General features: G+C 70.0%; 14 protein-coding genes and 1 pseudogene. 9 read left to right on the top strand and 6 right to left on the bottom strand.

Features of this window, described 5'->3' with window-relative positions:
- The coding region (locus tag AC792_RS10590; RefSeq protein ID WP_152916146.1) for a tetratricopeptide repeat protein at positions 1-1,755 on the top strand (1,755 nt) is incomplete at its 5' end.
- A 19-nt stretch (positions 1,756-1,774) separates the two neighbouring features.
- Here the strand turns inward: AC792_RS10590 and AC792_RS10585 are convergent.
- Positions 1,775-2,656 (bottom strand): AraC family transcriptional regulator, encoded by an 882-nt coding sequence (locus AC792_RS10585; RefSeq protein ID WP_049830489.1) that lies wholly within the window; start codon positions 2,654-2,656, stop codon positions 1,775-1,777.
- A gap of 88 nt (positions 2,657-2,744) precedes the next feature.
- Between AC792_RS10585 and AC792_RS18200 the strand changes: the two are divergent.
- The 3 genes and pseudogenes from AC792_RS18200 to AC792_RS10575 form a co-directional block, all read left to right on the top strand.
- Positions 2,745-3,089, top strand: a pseudogene (locus tag AC792_RS18200) (cellulase-like family protein); the annotation flags it as partial.
- Between the two features lie 44 nt (positions 3,090-3,133).
- A complete protein-coding gene (locus tag AC792_RS17530; RefSeq protein ID WP_235436633.1) occupies positions 3,134-4,093 on the top strand; it encodes a hypothetical protein in 960 nt (319 codons plus the stop codon).
- Positions 4,094-4,208: 115 nt separating this feature from the next.
- A complete protein-coding gene (locus tag AC792_RS10575; protein ID WP_049830488.1) occupies positions 4,209-4,589 on the top strand; it encodes an SRPBCC family protein in 381 nt (126 codons plus the stop codon).
- Between the two features lie 42 nt (positions 4,590-4,631).
- Here the strand turns inward: AC792_RS10575 and AC792_RS10570 are convergent, their stop codons facing one another.
- Entirely contained in the window at positions 4,632-5,888 is a 1,257-nt protein-coding gene (locus tag AC792_RS10570) for a pyridoxal phosphate-dependent aminotransferase (RefSeq protein WP_049830487.1), read from the bottom strand.
- Between the two features lie 179 nt (positions 5,889-6,067).
- Between AC792_RS10570 and AC792_RS10565 the strand changes: the two genes are divergently transcribed.
- A complete protein-coding gene (locus tag AC792_RS10565) occupies positions 6,068-6,961 on the top strand; it encodes an alpha/beta hydrolase family protein (RefSeq protein ID WP_082177653.1) in 894 nt (297 codons plus the stop codon).
- 18 nt (positions 6,962-6,979) lie between these two features.
- Here the strand turns inward: AC792_RS10565 and AC792_RS10560 are convergent, their stop codons facing one another.
- Genes AC792_RS10560 through AC792_RS10550 form a run of 3 tightly spaced genes read right to left on the bottom strand, consistent with a single transcriptional unit; the run spans position 6,980 to position 9,410 of the window.
- Complete coding sequence (locus AC792_RS10560; protein ID WP_049830486.1) at positions 6,980-7,777, bottom strand: isocitrate lyase/PEP mutase family protein; 798 nt, start codon at positions 7,775-7,777, stop codon at positions 6,980-6,982.
- Entirely contained in the window at positions 7,774-8,412 is a 639-nt protein-coding gene (locus tag AC792_RS10555; RefSeq protein ID WP_049830485.1) for an alpha/beta hydrolase, read from the bottom strand. The genes AC792_RS10560 and AC792_RS10555 overlap by 4 nt, the downstream gene beginning before the upstream one ends.
- Positions 8,409-9,410 carry a ring-cleaving dioxygenase gene (locus AC792_RS10550; RefSeq protein ID WP_049830484.1) on the bottom strand — a complete coding sequence of 334 codons (1,002 nt, stop codon included), beginning with the start codon at positions 9,408-9,410 and terminating at the stop codon, positions 8,409-8,411. Before AC792_RS10550 ends, AC792_RS10555 begins: the two co-directional genes overlap by 4 nt.
- A 134-nt stretch (positions 9,411-9,544) precedes the next feature.
- Here AC792_RS10550 and AC792_RS10545 point away from each other — a divergent pair, with 134 nt between their 5' ends.
- The 4 genes from AC792_RS10545 to AC792_RS10530 all read left to right on the top strand — a co-directional run bounded on the left by AC792_RS10545 (position 9,545) and on the right by AC792_RS10530 (position 12,739).
- Positions 9,545-10,468, top strand: a complete 924-nt coding sequence (locus AC792_RS10545) for a carbohydrate kinase family protein (RefSeq protein WP_049830483.1) — start codon at positions 9,545-9,547, stop codon at positions 10,466-10,468.
- Positions 10,469-10,511: 43 nt separating this feature from the next.
- Positions 10,512-11,042 carry a YbhB/YbcL family Raf kinase inhibitor-like protein gene (locus AC792_RS10540; RefSeq protein ID WP_049830482.1) on the top strand — a complete coding sequence of 177 codons (531 nt, stop codon included), beginning with the start codon at positions 10,512-10,514 and terminating at the stop codon, positions 11,040-11,042.
- A gap of 76 nt (positions 11,043-11,118) precedes the next feature.
- A complete protein-coding gene (locus AC792_RS10535) occupies positions 11,119-11,928 on the top strand; it encodes an HAD family hydrolase (RefSeq protein ID WP_049830481.1) in 810 nt (269 codons plus the stop codon).
- Entirely contained in the window at positions 11,906-12,739 is an 834-nt protein-coding gene (locus AC792_RS10530; protein ID WP_082177652.1) for a glycerophosphodiester phosphodiesterase family protein, read from the top strand. The genes AC792_RS10535 and AC792_RS10530 overlap by 23 nt, the downstream gene beginning before the upstream one ends.
- A gap of 157 nt (positions 12,740-12,896) precedes the next feature.
- On the opposite strand, the gene AC792_RS10525 is transcribed toward AC792_RS10530, so the two are convergent.
- Positions 12,897-14,378: a glycoside hydrolase family 43 protein gene (locus AC792_RS10525; RefSeq protein ID WP_049830480.1), complete on the bottom strand. Its 1,482-nt coding sequence runs from the start codon at positions 14,376-14,378 to the stop codon at positions 12,897-12,899.
- Positions 14,379-14,601: the final 223 nt, after the last annotated feature.

The following is a 14,601-nucleotide window of genomic DNA, read 5'->3' as shown; positions in this document are numbered from 1 at the left end:
TGCCGCCGCCGGTCGGGCGACGTCATCACCGCGGATTTCGCCGTCACCTCGCCGCGGTCCTTCGCGCACGTGCTCGTCCGAGGTGCGGATGGGAGGGTCGAGCACGAGGAGACCGGGCATCCTGTTCCCGGCGAGGTGTGGCGGGTCACCGGGACCCTCCCGTGGTCCCCCGGAGTCGTGATCGAACTCCAGGGCGCCGACGGCGAGGTGCTCGTGGCGTGGGAGGCGAAGTCGGGTGACGAGGCCGAACCGTGGACGGCCACGGAACCGCCGGCCCCGGCGGAGATCGCCGGCAACGACGAACTCTTCCTCACCGGACTGCATCTTCAGCAGTACCGGCACCCGACGCGGTCCCCGCTGAGCTACTGGAACGAGGCCATCCGGCGGGACCCGCTCGATTCCCGGGTCCGCATCGCCCTTGCCGATCTCTCCTACCGCTCGGGCGCCTATGGGATCGCTCTCGATCACCTCGAGAAGGCCCGGGCACGGGTGCCCCGCCGCAATGCGAATCCCCATGATGCGGAGGTGTACTACCTGCGCGGGCTGGTGGAGTTCCGGCTCGGCAATCCTGCCGCGGCCGAGGAGGCGTGGGCGAAAGCCTCCTGGGATGCCGTTCAGCAGGCTGCCGCGGGACTCGAACTCGCGCGGCTGTACGCGCGGAGCGGCCGGACCGGACGCGCACTCGAGGACCTCGGGGCGCTGGACAGGGTCGCGGCACCGGACCGCCGCCGTACGATCCTGCGGGTGGTGCTGCTCCGTTCCGCGGGGCGGCTCGCCGAGAGCCGAACCGCGCTGGACGAGGCGCTCGCCGAGGATCCGCTCAGCGCGACGCTGCGCTTCCTCTCCGACGGCACACTGCCGTCGGACGGCCGCGCGATCAAGGACCTCGGTGTCGAACTCGCACAGGCGGGGGAGGTCGATGCGGCCCTCGAGGTGCTGGAACGAGCCGCCGGTGCCCCACCGACGGGGGCCGGCAACGCTGCACCGTTGGCGCACTACCTCCGAGCCCAGCTCCTCGACCGGGCAGGGCGGGGGAAGGAGGCGGAAGCCGCGCGGGAGAGCGCGGGGGCCTGCGACCAGCGCTGGGCCTTCCCCGCAGGGCTCGACGACCATGACGCCCTGGTCTCGGCGCTCGCGGCGCGGCAGGACGACACCGGGGCTGCGGGACTGCTCGGCATGCTCCTCTACGACGTCGGCCGCCGCACGGAGGCCCTTGCACTCTGGGAGCGTGCCGTCGAGCTGGGGAACCAGGACCCGATTCTCCATCGCAACGCCGGCCTCGCCTCCTACAACGTCGCGCATGACGACGATGCTGCGGTGCGCCACTACGAGGAGGCACTCCGACTCGACCCGAAGGACTCCCGCCTGCTCTTCGAGCGGGATCAGCTGGCGCAACGGCTCGGTGAGCCGGCCGAGAACCGGTTGGAGCGCTTCGAGTCGCGCCTGTCCGACGTGGTGGAGCGTGATGACCTGGTCGTGGAGTACGCGGAGCTCCTGGTCTCCGCAGGACGGGCCGGTGAAGCACTCGAGCTGCTCGAGGCGAGGGTCTTCCAGCCCTGGGAGGGCGGCGAGGGCCGGGTACTCGGGGCCTGGGACCGGGCACGTGATGCTCTCGGCCTACCGGTCCAGGACCCTCCTGCCTCGCTGGGTGAGGCCCGGACCGCCTTCGTCCCCCCGGTGGCCCGCCACGGCAGCGGTGAGACGGACTACTTCGCGACCAGCCTTCCCGAGCTGCTGCTGTTCTCGCGCGAGTGAGCGCTGCGGCATCCCCTGCTCACTCGCGGGTGTCCTCGCGTGACCGTGTGCGGAAAGCCGTGGGGCTCATCCCGTTCACGGCCCGGAACTGGCGGGAGAAGTAGAAGGCGTCCGCGTATCCCACCGCCTGCCCGATCTTCGCGACAGGGGCGTCGGTCGTGATCAGCAGTTCGCGTGCACGCGCGCTCCGGAGCCGCTTGAGGTACTCCACCACGGACAGCCCGACACTCTGCCTGAAGACGGCGGAGAAATGGGAGGTACTCAAGCCCGCCCGTCGCGCGAGGTCGTCCACGGAGAGGGTCGTGGCGAGGTGGGTCCTGAGATAGTGCTGCACGGTCTGCATCCGGTCATCGGAGGGGGCTTCCCCCCGGAGTCGTTCGGAGGCGAGCTGCGTGAACAGCCGCCAGGCCGCCCCGGTGGCCAGGTACAGCATCGGTACCGTCTCGTCCTGCTCGAGGGCGGCGACGACGTCCTCCGCTGCCGCTATCGCTGAGTAGGCGTCACGCAGCCGGACCACGGGGTTCTCACCGGGCACGATCTCCTCCACGAGATCCTCCATGCCCGATCCCCGTGCATGGACCCACCAGATCGACCACGGGTCCTCCTCGTCCGCCCGGTAGCGGTGTGGGGAACCTGCCGGGATGACCGCGGCCGATCCCGGATCCAACCGATGCGGCCGTCCGTCGCCGAGGGTGAGCCACCCCGTCCCGCTCGCGCAGAGGATCACGATCGTCTCGTCGGCACCGTGGCGCCGCAGCCGGCCGTGAGCGGCTGCGTGCGGGAAGTAACCGGCATCCGTCACGAGCAAGGTCGAGGTGATCGGGCGCTGCAACGCGGCATCGACCAGTGGTGCGGGAAGCACCCGCAAGCGCTGGCCCGGGAATCCGTCCCGTAAGTACATCCTCTCACCCTAACCGGCGTCGGATCATCCAGGTCCATCCGTCCGAACGTGCTACGCGCAGGACGGAGCCCGTGCCTAGGATCGAGGCGTGCCACATCACCCGACCACTGCTTCCGCCGGTCCTTATATCCCCGTAGCCATCCCCCCGCACCTGCCGCACCGGTTGACGATCACGCTGTGGGACTTCTCCTGGTACGTGCGGACGGGCGAGAACGAGCGGTTCGCTGATCTGTCACGGGCCGCGGAAGAAGCCACTGAGCGTGGTTACAACACCGTGCGGATCTGCGCGATGCCGTTCCTGTTGTTCGGCTCGGGCCTCGACACCACGTCGCTCACGCTCGACCGCCTCGGCGGGGAGTACGCCCAACGCGTCCGCTGGTACGACGTCGTGTCCCCGACGGTCATCGATGCCCGCGCGCACCTCCTGAACCTGTTCGAGGTGCTGAGGAGTCGTGACATGTACGTCATCCTCTCCTCGTGGGAGTACCAGCAATCGTCGGCCTTCTCCGCGGACAGCGCCTGGTGGGATGCGCTGCGGGTAGTACCCCGGAGGACAGGGCGTTCGTGCTGGCGCGGGCACAGGCCGATCTCGTCGACTTCCTCACCGAGCACGGACTCGAGGACCGCATCGCGTTCACGGAGCTCCACAACGAGGTGCAGTACGGGTATCTCACCGAGGATCTTCCCTGCGACCCGTCCGACGACTTGGTGCTCCTCGATGCCCTGCGCCCCCGTCTGGATCGGGGCCTCGCTGAGTTCCACCGACGGCACCCGCAGCGTCCCGTGACCGTCAACTACGCGCATGTGCCCGTCGCCGCCATGCGTACCCTCCCGGCCCAGCTCGATGTTCTCGTCACACACCCCTACGTCTACGGTGTGCTCGACGAGGCGACGGCGGCTTTCGATCTTCGCGGGGAGCTGGCGGATTTCCCGGTCGACGCCGTCGACGCCGCCGACCTCCTGCGGCCCGGCGCGCCGGAACCGACCAGTTGGGTGCTCCCGGAGACGGTGGGGTGGAAGATGGACGCCACGATCGTGGGGAAACCCGAGATCTACTTCATGGACTGGGTCGATGGCGAAGCGTTCGACCTCTTCCTCTACGAGCGGTATCAACTCCACCACCTCGAGATGATCGGGAAGCTGCGGACCTGGCTCGACGTCGCTGCGGACCATGCTGCGCACCGCGGTGTCCCCACCGTGTTCGGGGAGGGCTGGATCGGCTACACACCACTGTCCAGCCACTTCGAGGACGGGCCGATCGGAGCAGCCTTCTGCCGGCGTGCGGTCGAGGAATCCGTGCGGATCGGTGCCTGGGGAACGATCGTCTGTTCCAACGCTGCGCCGCAGCACCCCATGTGGGACGAGATCACCCTGCAGCAGCAGTGCAATCGTCTGTTCCTCGATCAGGATCACGACGCACCGCCGCGACGATCGTGAGTGCGACCAGGCCGGAGACCGCGGACTCCTCCGCGGGGGACCCGTAGGTCCCCTGCCGGGTGTGCTTGATCATCCACCGGATCCGGCGCATGATGCCGTCATGAGGAGCCGGCACGTGAGTCGAGTCATCCGCGCGTCGCCGGAGGTCGTCTACGAGTACGCGGCGGACGTCGGGAACCTGCCCGCCTGGGCCGCCGGTCTCGCGCAGGCCGAGGTGGTCCGGGACGGCGACGCACTGCTGGTGGAATCGCCAATGGGCCGAGTGGAGGTCCGTTTCGTCGAGCGCAACCGCTTCGGCGTCCTGGACCACGACGTGAGGCTGCCGTCCGGGACAGTGGTGACGAACCCCGTCCGCGTCCTGTCCCACCCGGAGGGTGCCGAGGTGGTCTTCACGGTGCGCCAGATCGAGCTCGACGACGACGAGTTCGCCCGTGATGTCCGCCTGGTCGAGGCCGACCTCGAGCGGCTCGGTCACCGGATCGATCAACGGGACTGATCACGGGTACACGACGCCACCTCGCGCCGTCGTCGTCCGGGTTCACCCGACGGCGGGCAAAGCAAGCTGCTCGGCCTGCTGCGCACTCCTGCGGTGGGTGCCGAGGAAGACGCCGATCCGGCGGACAGCCTCCTCGATGTCCGCCGTGGTGGGTAGGATCACGAAGCGGAAGTGGTCGGGCTTCTCCCAGTTGAACGCGGTGCCGTGCGATACGAGGATCTTCTGCTCCTCCAGCAGGTCCAGGACGAAGCGCTCGTCGCTGGGGAAGGAGTACATCGCGGGATCGAGCCGGACGAAGAGGTACAGGGCGCCCGCGGCCTGTACGCAGCTCACCCCGGGGATGTCGGTGAGCAGCCGGTGGGCGAGGTCGCGCTGCTCACGCAGCCGACCGCCGGGCCGCACGAGGTCGTCGATGCTCTGGTACCCGCCGAGGCAGGTCTGGATGGCGTACTGGGCCGGGACGTTGGGGCAGAGGCGGAGTGAGGCGAGCAGCTCCAGGGTGGCCCGGTAGGCCTGGGTCGCGGCGCGCGGACCGGTGATCGCCACCCATCCCGCCCGGTACCCGGGCATCCGGTACGCCTTCGAGAGTCCGCTGAAGGTGAGCACGCAGACGTCGTCGGCGATGGACGCGGTGTGGATGTGGGGGACGTCGTCGTAGATGATCTTCTCGTAGATCTCGTCCGAGAACAGCACCAGGTCGTGCTCCCGGGCCAGCTCCACGAACTCCTCGATGATCCGCCGCGGGTACACGGCGCCGGTGGGGTTGTTCGGGTTGATGATCACCAGCCCCCGGGTGCGCTCGGTGATCCTCGCCCGGACGTCGTCCATGTCCGGCCACCAGTTCGCCGACTCGTCGCACAGGTAGTGCACGGGCGTGCCGCCGGCCAGCGTGACGGACGCCGTCCACAGCGGGTAGTCGGGGGAGGGGATGAGGATCTCGTCCCCGTTCTCGAGGAAGGCCTGCAGCGTCATTGAGATCAGCTCGCTGACGCCGTTGCCCACGAAGACGTCCTCCACGCCGATCTGCATCAGCCCGCGCGTCTGGTAGTACTGCGAGATCGCGGTGCGGGCGGAGAAGATGCCCTTGCTGTCGCTGTACCCCTGGGCGCCGCGAAGGTGGCGGATCATGTCCACCACCACCGATTCCGGCGCCTCGAGCCCGAACGGCGCGGTGTCACCGAGGTTCATCTTGAGGATCCGGTGCCCCTCGGCCTCCATCTTCCTCGCGGCGTGGGCGATGGGCCCGCGGAGCTCGTAGCGGACGTCGTTGATCTTGCTCGAATGCTGCATGGGCCGCATCGGTTCCGTCTTTCCTCTTGAGGTCTCACCCGTACCGGATCGCATCCTCCGCGCCCCGTGACCCCTCGGCGCAGGACCCGGGCCGGGAGTACGTGCTGCAATTCGATCCCGTCAGGTTACTCCATCCCGCAGGAAGGCAGCCGGGCCTGCGAGACCCACCGACCCTCTACGCTTCGAGGATGGATCCTCTGCGTCGGCGTTCCCTCCTGACCCTCGCGGTGGCGGCCGGCACCGCGATCCTCACCGCCTGCGGCATCAGGCGGGAGACCGCCGTCCCGTCGGGTGCCCTGCGCTACACCTACGGGGAGGATCCCAGTCAGTTCGCGGACCTCTACCTCCCCGGGGAGGGTCAGCAGGTGCAGGGTGCGGTGGTGATCATCCACGGCGGCTACTGGCGCTCCACCTACGGCGCCGAGCTCGGGGTGCCGCTCGCCGAGGATCTCGTCTCGCGCGGCTACGCCTGCTGGAACCTGGAGTACCGCCGGGTGGGCAATGGGGGCGGGTGGCCGGCGACGTTCGACGACGTCGCCGCGGGCATCGACCACCTCGCCGTGGCGGCGGAGGAGCACGGGCTGGACCTCGGGTCGACGACGGCGCTCGGCCACTCCGCCGGGGGTCACCTCGCCGTGTGGGCGGCGGGGCGAGAGGGTCTTCCGGCCGGTGCTCCCGGCGCGGGGACACCGGCGGTACCGCTGACCGCCGTCGTGAGCCAGGCCGGCGTGCTGAATCTGCGGCAGGCACGCGAGCTCGGTCTGAGCAACGGTGCCGTGGAGGACCTGCTGGGCGACCCGGAGGACGCCGCACGGTACGCGCTGGCCGACCCGATGACCGCCGTGCCCCTGGCCGCGCCGGTGTATGCCGTGCACGGCATGGAGGACACGACCGTCCCGTTCAGCCAGTCGGAGAGCTATGTGACAGCTGCCACGGACGCAGGTGCTCCCGCCGAGCTGATACCGGTGCCCGGCGACCACTTCGCGGTGATCACCCCGGGCTCGGAGGCCTGGCAGCGGATCGTGGAGCTCCTCGACGCCGCTCGGCGGACCAAGGGCCCCGGCCCTTCCCGGGATGGATGACCGGGGCCTGCCGGCTCCCTAGTTCAGGGGAAGCGTTTCCTCGGGGAGGGTGCCGCCCGCGAGAAGCTCCCGGGCCGAGTTCGCGAGCGCCGTCAGGGCCACGCGCTGGGTCCAGGGCCCGTAGGAGATCCGTGCCACGCCGAGCTCCTGCAGGCGGGCCGGTGCGAGGCTGCCCGGCACGTTGATGACGCTGAGGCGCCGGGGTCCGAAGGCGTCCACGAGGGTGCTGACCGCGTGCTCGTCGAGCAGGCCGGGGACGAACACGTTCGTGGCACCGATGTCGAGGAACGCCTTGCCACGCTCCACGGCGTCGGCGAGTACCTCGGCGGGGTCCCGGTCACCGGCGAGTACGAAGGCGTCCGTCCGGGCGTTGAGCACGAAGTCGAGGCCCTCGGACTGCCCGGCCCGCAGGGCGGCCTCCATCTGGGCCACGGCGTCGGCGAGCGGCCGCATCCGGTCCTCGATGTTGGCGCCCACGATCCCGACGCCGATCGCGCGGCGCACGGTGTCCTCGGGATCGCCGTACCCGGCCTCGAGGTCGGCGGAGACGGGGAGGGAGGTGGCGGCGGCGATCCGGCCCACCGCCGTGATCATCTCCTCCACGGGGATGTTCTCGCCGTCCTCGTAGCCGAGCGAGGCGGCGATGGAGTGGCTGGCGGTGGCCAGGGCCCGGGTACCGGGGGGGTCCGCGATGGTCTTCGCGGTGATGACGTCCCAGACGTTGACCACCTGCAGGATCTCCGGGGCCGCATGGAGTTCGGCGAGGGCGGTGGCCTTCGCGGCGATGTCGCTGCGTTCGGTGGATACCTCGGTCATGGCTGTTCCTTCCGGGTGGTGGAGGTGATCCAGGCGGCTGCGCCGGTCACGTCGGTGGGGTGGATCCCGTGACCGCCCTCGCGGGCGGTCAGGGTTACTTCGGCGCCGCGGCTCTGAAGGACGGAGTGCAGGCGGGCCACGCGCTCGAACGGGGCCAGGGGGGCCTGCCTCCCGTTGAACAATGCCACCGACGAGCCCTGCAGGTCCGCGTCCACGGTGCGTCCCTCGAGCGGGTACATGCCCGAGAAGGCGACGACGGCGGGGACCGTGGCGGGCTGCAGGAGCGCTGAGGCGAGGGCGATGTTCGCCCCGTTGGAGAGCCCCACCGCGATGAGCGGGCGGTCGGCGAGCCCGTAGATGTGGTGGGAGTGCTGGATGAACTCGGCGAGTTCTCCTGCGCGGCGCACCACGTCGTCGACGTCGAACACGCCCTCACCGAACCGGCGGAACCAGCGGTTCATGCCGTTCTCCTGGACGGGCCCACGCGGTGCCAGGTACCCGGCGCCCGGAGCGATCCGCTCCACGAGCGGCAGGAGACCGTGCTCCGCCCCGCCGGTGCCGTGCAGCAGGAGCAGGATCGGAGTGCCTGCAGCTCCCTCGCGGAACAGGTGCGGCCACGCGGCGGGCTGGGTCATGCTCGCTCCTCGATGATCGAGGAGCGGGCGGCGGGGGCTTCACCGGGGTTGTTCTCCCCGGGGACGTCGATCCTCGCCACCGCTGCGGAGATGGCGTCGCGGCTCGGCTCGAGCCACGGCGGCAGCTTCAGGGAGCGCCCGAGTTCCAGGAGCGGCTCGTCGATGTCGAAGCCCGGGGTGTCCGTGGCGATCTCCAGGAGGGTGCCCCCGGGTTCGCGGAAGTAGATGGACGTGAAGTACTGGCGGTCGAGGATGGCGGTGACGGCGTACCCGAGCTCGGCCAGCTCCTGGCGCCACAGTTCCTGCGTCCGCTGGTCCGGTACGCGGAACGCGATGTGGTGCACCGTGCCGCCGGCCACCAGCCCGCGTTCACCGCGGGGGTCGGCGACCACGTCCACCACCGTGCCCGGTTCGCCGTCGTGGGTGCTGAGGCGGTACCGGCCGCCCTTCTCGTGGAGGACCCGCAGGCCCAGGTGGCGAGTGAGGGTCTCGAGGGTCTCCTCGGGGCGCTGCACCGTGAGCACGGAGGAGTGCTGACCGCGCACGGCGTACTCGGCAGGCACCGAGGCGGAGTCCCAGGGATCGCGGGGGTCGGTCAGGGAGGAGGCCACGAGGTCCAGCTGCAGTCCGTCGGGATCGCGCAGGGAGAGACGTTCCTCCTCGGAGGAGGTGCCGGAGACCGTGGAGTCCACGCCGAGGCCCTTGAAGTGCTCCTGCCACCAGCCGAGCGAGCCCTGCGGTACGGAGAGCGCCGTGGTGGTGGACTGCCCGGTGCCCACGTGGCCGCTGCGGATGCCCTTCCAGGGGAAGAAGGTCAGCAGCGAGCCGGGCCGGCCGGATTCGTCGCCGTAGTAGAGGTGGTAGGTGCCGGGATCGTCGAAGTTCACGGTCTTCTTGACCAGGCGGAGCCCCAACCCCCTGATGTAGAAGTCGATGTTCTGCTGCGGGTCACCGGCGATCGCGGTGACGTGGTGGAGACCCTGGGTGGCTGCGGTCACGATGTGCTCCTTCGACGGTACTGACTACTCTGGCCGGTATGTCGATGCAAACGCATGTATCGAACGGTTTGTTCCCTGCTGCTCCGGAGGATGCGGAAGGGGCCCGCCGGGGGCAGGACTGGTAGGTTCGAAGCGTGCTTACGGTAATCGGGGAGACCCTCATCGACGAAGTGGTCAGTGATACCGCGCCCATGCGGGCACACGTGGGCGGGAGCCCCATGAACGTGGCGGTGGGGCTCGCGCGCCTCGGTTTCCCCACGCAGTTCGTGGGCAGGTTCGGGGACGACGCGTACGGTGAGCTGATCCAGGACCACCTCCGGCAGAACTCGGTGCTCTTCCCCGGGGAACCGGACGGACTGCCCACGAGCGTGGCCACCGCACGCCTGGACCCGGCCGGTGGTGCGGCGTACGACTTCCGGCTGGTCTGGGAGCTCCCCGTCCTGGCCGCGCGCAAGGAGCAGCTGCTGGACGGCACCACGCTCCTGCACACCGGATCGATCGCGACGATGCTCGAGCCGGGTGCGGAGGACGTCCTGGCCCTGGTCCGCGATGCCCATCCGCGCGTCACGGTGACCTACGACCCCAACTGCCGGCCCAGCATCATCCGCGACGTGGCGCTCGCCCGGGCGCAGGTGGAGAAGTTCGCCGTCTACGCCGACGTGGTGAAGGCCTCGGACGAGGATCTCGACTGGCTGTACCCCGACCGCACACCGGAGGAGTCGGCGCGCGCGTTCCTGGACGCGGGCGCCGCCGTAGTGGTCGTGACACGCGGCTCCAGGGGGCCCTGGGCAGTGTGCCGGGCCGGGGACGTCGCGGTGCCGGCACCACCGATCAGCGTGGTGGACACCGTGGGTGCCGGTGACGCGTTCATGTCCGCCCTCATCGGCGCACTCCTCGACCTCGAGCTCGACGGCGCCCAGCGACGCGACGACCTCCGCCGGATCACCCTCGCGCAGGTGACGGACCTGCTGCACTATGCTGCACGTGCAGCCACCATCACGGTGTCCAGGGCGGGGGCCAACCCGCCCACGCGTGAGGACATGCTCACCTCCGACTGACCCTGCAGCACCCGTCACAGCCCCCAAAACAAGGAGAAGTGCGATGACCCGAGACCCGTACGCAGACCTTCCGCAGGTGGCCCAGTTCGAGCTCACCAGTGAGGACATCACACCCGGGGAACCGCTCGACACCGCCCAGGCCTCCGGCGCCATGGGGATCGACGGAGGCAAGGACGAGTCTCCGCAGCTGAGCTGGACCGGGGCGCCCGAGGGGACCAGGAGCTTCGCGGTCACCGTCTACGACCCCGATGCCCCCACCGCCAGCGGGTTCTGGCACTGGGCGGTGTTCAACCTGCCCGCCACCACCACGGACCTGCCCGCCAACGCCGGCATGCAGGCTTCCACCCTGCTGCCCGAGGGCGCCGTGCAACTGCGGAACGACGCCGGTTTCGCAGGCTTCGTGGGCGCCTCACCCCCTCCGGGGCACGGCCCGCACCACTACCACGTGGTGGTCCATGCCGTGGACGTCGAGACCCTCGACATCCCCGAGGAGGCCACCCCGGCGTACCTCGGGTTCACCCTCTTCTCGCACAGCATCGGCCGGGCCCGGTTGATCGGGACCTTCGAGCAGTAGCCCGCGGTCCGATCCGGCCCGGGGCGTAGGTGGCCGCCGGTAGGCTGGAGGCTCAGGGATCCGAAGGAGTCAAGCGATGCGCCTCGTGGCGAGCGACATGGACGGGACCGTCGTGGGACACGACGGCAGGATGAGCGAGCGCACCGTCGAGGCGTTCCGCGCGTGCGTGGAAGCGGGGGTCGACGTCGTCTTCGTCACCGGCCGCCCGCCGCGGTGGCTCCAGCCCCTGCAGGACCAGCTGGGTCACCGGGGCACGGTGATCTGCTCGAACGGTGCACTGACCTACGATCTCGCCGAGGAGCGCGTGATCGAAACCCGGCTGCTGCAGCCCGAGACCGTGTATGCCGCACGGGACATCATCCGTGGCCTCTTCCCCGCGGCCACCTTCGCCGCCGAGACGGTCACCGGCTTCACGATCGAGTCGGGGTTCGCGGACACCGCCACCTCGGAACTCCTCGGGGACCTCACGGCCGTCCCGTTCGAGGAGTCCCTGCCGGGGGAGGAGATCGTGAAGCTGCTGGCTCGGGAGCAGCACATCTCCCCGGACGATTTCCTCACCGCCGTACGGCCGGCCGTGGCGCACCTGGTGTCCACCACGCACTCCGCCCCCTCCACCGCGCTCCTCGAGATGGCGGACCCGGCGATCGACAAGTCCGTGACCCTGGCCCGCTACGCCGCGCAGCGCGGGATCGACGCCGCCGACGTCGTCGCCTTCGGTGACATGCCCAACGACGTCCAGATGCTCGGCTGGGCCGGATCCGGGTACGCGATGGCCTCCGGGCACGCGGACGCCCTGGCCGCCGCGAACCTCGTGGCACCGCCGTTCGACGAGGACGGCGTGGCACAGGTGCTGGAGGAACGGCTTGCGGCGCTCCGCGCGGTCTGACCCGGGCCGCTTCCCCTACCTCGACAACCAGGGCGGCTCACCGTCCCGGGCCCTGCCGCTGGGCCTCGCCCACCGCGGCTTCGCGCCGGACGGCGACGAGAACACGACGGCGGCATTCGACCGCGCCGCGGATCTCGGTTTCCGCTACCTCGAGATCGACGTCCGGGCATCCTCGGACGGCGTGGTGATGGTGTTCCACGACGAGACCCTGGACCGTGTCACCGCTGCCACCGGACCGGTCGCGGAGCGCACCGCCGAGGAGCTCGGTGCCCTCTCCGTGCGTGGTGGCGGAGGTGTGCCCACGCTCGAGTCCGTGCTGCTGCGCCGGCCGGGGCTGCGCCTGAACATCGACGTCAAGAGCGATGACTGCGTACATCCCTTCGCCGACCTGGTCAACCGGCTGGGAGTCCACGACCGCGTGCTCGTGGCCTCCTTCTCCGACCGGCGGCGCCGGGACGTGCTGCGTCTCCTGGAGCACCCGACGGCGTCCTCCGCCGGCATGGTGGTCAACGCGCTGCTGAAGCTGCTCGCACCGCTGGGTCTGGCCCGCGCGGTGGCCCGCGGCGCCGGTGTCCAGGCGCTGCAGGTGCCGGAGACGTACCGCGGTTTCCGCGTGGTGACGCGGCGCTTCCTCACGTGGTGCCACGCGGCCGGTCTCCAGGTGCACGTGTGGACCGTCGACGACCCCGCCGACATGGACCGGCTCCTGGACCTCGGGGTGGACGGCCTGGTCTCGAACGCCGCCGACGTGCTCGCGGACCGTCTCCGTGCGCGGGACGCCTGGCCGCAGGGACCGGCGCCCACGGACTGATCCGCTGCAGGGTCCGCGCCGAGATGAAGGAGCCCGGTCGCAGCCACTCCCGCGACCGGGCTCCTCCGGAGTCGGTGGACCAGCGGGGTATCGCGCCCACCGCCGACCCACCGGGCCTGGTGCCCGCGGCGCCCGTGAACCAGGGCGCCGCGGGAGTCTACTTGCCCGGCTTACCCGGTTTGCCCGGCTTGCCCGGTTTCGTCCAGACGCTCAGCTCCACCGGATCGGTGGTCACGGCACCGTGCGCGTTGGAGAACGTGGCCCGGTACAGGCGTCCGTCGGAACTTGCCGGGGCCTTGCCGACCTGCGCGATCGAGATGTAGGTGCCCCGGTGGTCCCGCTTGGCGCGCTGGGTGACGTCGGCCGGCTGCCAGGTGGCGCCGTCGTCGTCCGAGCTCTCCCACACCGCCACGGGCTCGGGCGTCCCGGTGGCACTGGCGAGGAAGGTGGCCTTGTGCCCCTCGCGCGCCTTCACGTCACGCGGGGTGGTCACGAGTTCCGGGAGGTCCACGGTCTGGTCCACCGTGGGCCAGCCGTCCTCCCAGCCCAGCTTCTGCAGCCCCAGGGTGGGGAGATACGGGGCGGCTGCGTTCCCGGCGTCGTAGTAGTGGAAGGCCAGGTGGTCGCCGGAGACGGACTGGCCGCCCAGCCCGTTCATGGCGCCGTGGGACTCCATGAGGATCGACCCCCCGCCGCGAGCCATGTCGCGGCCCTCCTTGTCCAGGTAGGGGCCGGTCACGGACGTCGAGCGTGCCACGGCGATCTTGTAGGTCGAATCGGCGCCGCGGCAGCAGAAGTCGAAGGACGTGAAGAGGTAGTAGTAGCCGTCGCGGTGCAGGATGTACGGGGCCTCGATGGGATTGCCGGGAAGGAAGCGGTCCGCGATGTTCACGGTCTGCGACTGCCAGTTCTCCACCGGCTTGCCGCTGGGCCACTCGAGCGGCACCAGGAAGATCCCGTACCAGAAGGAGCCGATGGACATGTACGGGTTGCCGTCCGCGTCCTCGACGATCCCGGCGTCGATGGCGTTGAAGGTCTTGCCCGGGTTCGCGGGGTCCAGGCCGGTCGCCGGGGAATCCACCACGAGGCCCTGGTCCACCCATGCGTAGTCCGGGTCCTCCGGGTCCAGCGTGGTGTTGGTCGCGAGTGCGGTGAGGGAGTTGTTCCCGCCGAAGCGCGAGGCCGAGTAGTAGAGGTAGTAGGTGCCGTCGTGCTCGTAGATCTCCGGTGCCCAGAGGTTCTCGGGGAGCACGCCGTCGGAGTACCGCTCGTCGATCCAGGCCGGGATCTCGTCCCACACCGTCCCGCGGTACTCCCAGGTGGTGCCCTCGTCCGAGGAGGACCACGTCTGGATGGTGCCGCCGTTCTCCCGGTTCACCAGGCCGGTGGAGTACACGTACCAGGTGCCGTCGTCGTCGATGACCAGCGCCGGGTCGTGGATGGGGCTGGTCTCCCCGACCACGGACTTCCCGCCCACGAGGTCCTTCAGGCTGCCGGCGGCCGACTGCTGCGTGAGTGTGGGGGGATCGGTGGGCGACGGCGGTGCGGCCGACGCCGGGAGGGCGGACCCCGAGAGCGCGAGGGCCAGGGCGGCGATGATGGTCGCGGGGCGCAACCGGTGACTGTTACGTGACGTCATTATCACGCGGTCCTTTCGGGAGGGACGATTCGGGCCGAGTACCCGTGTACATCGTTGTAGAAGAGTGGCACGGGTCACCTTGCTGGTCAAGGGGGCTCGAAATACCAGCCGATCACCTTCCCTGTGGTGACCGGAGACCCGGGGTGGTACGACTCGCGCGTGCCCGAAGACCACGAGCCACCATGTGAGACGTACGGTTCCGCTCGATGGATCATCCGTGGGC

The organism is Arthrobacter sp. RIT-PI-e (genome assembly GCF_001187915.1).
Lineage (GTDB): Bacteria > Actinomycetota > Actinomycetes > Actinomycetales > Micrococcaceae > Arthrobacter_D.
Note: the sequence above shows the minus strand (reverse complement) of the source record. Positions and strands in the feature narration are given on the sequence as shown.

Excerpts from the sequence above, each read along its gene's own strand:
- AC792_RS10555 (WP_049830485.1), bottom strand. The coding sequence starts at position 8,412 with ATGACCCAGCCCGCCGCGTGGCCGCACCTGTTCCGCGAGGGAGCTGCA.
- AC792_RS10540 (WP_049830482.1), top strand. The coding sequence starts at position 10,512 with ATGACCCGAGACCCGTACGCAGACCTTCCGCAGGTGGCCCAGTTCGAG.
- AC792_RS10565 (WP_082177653.1), top strand. The coding sequence starts at position 6,068 with ATGGATCCTCTGCGTCGGCGTTCCCTCCTGACCCTCGCGGTGGCGGCC.
- AC792_RS10525 (WP_049830480.1), bottom strand. The coding sequence starts at position 14,378 with ATGACGTCACGTAACAGTCACCGGTTGCGCCCCGCGACCATCATCGCC.
- AC792_RS10560 (WP_049830486.1), bottom strand. The coding sequence starts at position 7,777 with ATGACCGAGGTATCCACCGAACGCAGCGACATCGCCGCGAAGGCCACC.
- AC792_RS10585 (WP_049830489.1), bottom strand. The coding sequence starts at position 2,656 with ATGTACTTACGGGACGGATTCCCGGGCCAGCGCTTGCGGGTGCTTCCC.
- AC792_RS10570 (WP_049830487.1), bottom strand. The coding sequence starts at position 5,888 with ATGCGGCCCATGCAGCATTCGAGCAAGATCAACGACGTCCGCTACGAG.
- AC792_RS10535 (WP_049830481.1), top strand. The coding sequence starts at position 11,119 with ATGCGCCTCGTGGCGAGCGACATGGACGGGACCGTCGTGGGACACGAC.